General features: G+C 44.5%; 1 protein-coding gene. It reads left to right on the forward strand.

Going from position 1 to position 788, the window contains the following annotated elements; translation table 11 throughout:
* Positions 1–489 precede the first annotated feature (489 nt).
* Positions 490–788: hypothetical protein (locus QEH54_RS22785; protein WP_309021036.1), on the forward strand; the 299-nt coding region annotated here is incomplete at its 3' end.

The raw sequence follows: 788 nt of genomic DNA on the forward strand, positions 1-788 counted from the left end.
GGCGGTAGCCACGATACCGACGTCAAGGTTCCAGACACTGGTTCTACCGTCGCTCTTCTCGGATTCGGCCTTCTCGGTCTCGTTGGAATCGCTCGCCGCTTTCAGCGATAGTTGATCCTAGAAAAGAACTGAAATTCCAGGCCGTACAGCTGAAGCTGTACGGCTTTTTTATATTGTAGAGGTGTAATGTAAGACCTCCATGGTTTGTCGGCAAATCTTACAGGATTGGAATTATTATGTAAGTTGCTGTTTATTAGGTGTTTATGCTTGATAGGGCTTGGCAGGCCTACTCTTCTTAAGAAAATCTTTACTAAATCTCTTTAGCGAATGTTTGGTGGATTTATTTTTTTATGAAATTCATAAGGTTCTTAATAAGAATGAGATAGGAAAAGTATTTCTACTGTGAAAGGTTGTTTTAGAGGGAGATGGCATGTCGTTTGCTGAATGGTGTTATCGAACGCACTTTCATCCTTTAACTCGAAAGCCTAAATGAAAACTATAACTAAATCTATTCTCGCTATCTTTGCCTCGGTTGCCGTTGCTGGTAGCTCATTCGCGATCTCAACTCAAAGTGCTTACGCTTGGACTGAGAACGGTAATCTCATCTCTCAAGAGGGGGAGACTGATGGAGATGCATCAGTTTTCGCGGCCCCATTGGGAGATTGGAGTGTAACTTTCTCGGCAGGATTTGTTCTTCCGTCCACAGGCGGCGGAGCTCCCTTCCTCCACTCTTCACTTGCTGGTAACAACACCACTGGTGGGATCAACGAGTTGACCGGTCTCTTCAT

Source organism: Pelagicoccus sp. SDUM812003 (genome assembly GCF_031127815.1).
GTDB lineage: Bacteria > Verrucomicrobiota > Verrucomicrobiia > Opitutales > Opitutaceae > Pelagicoccus.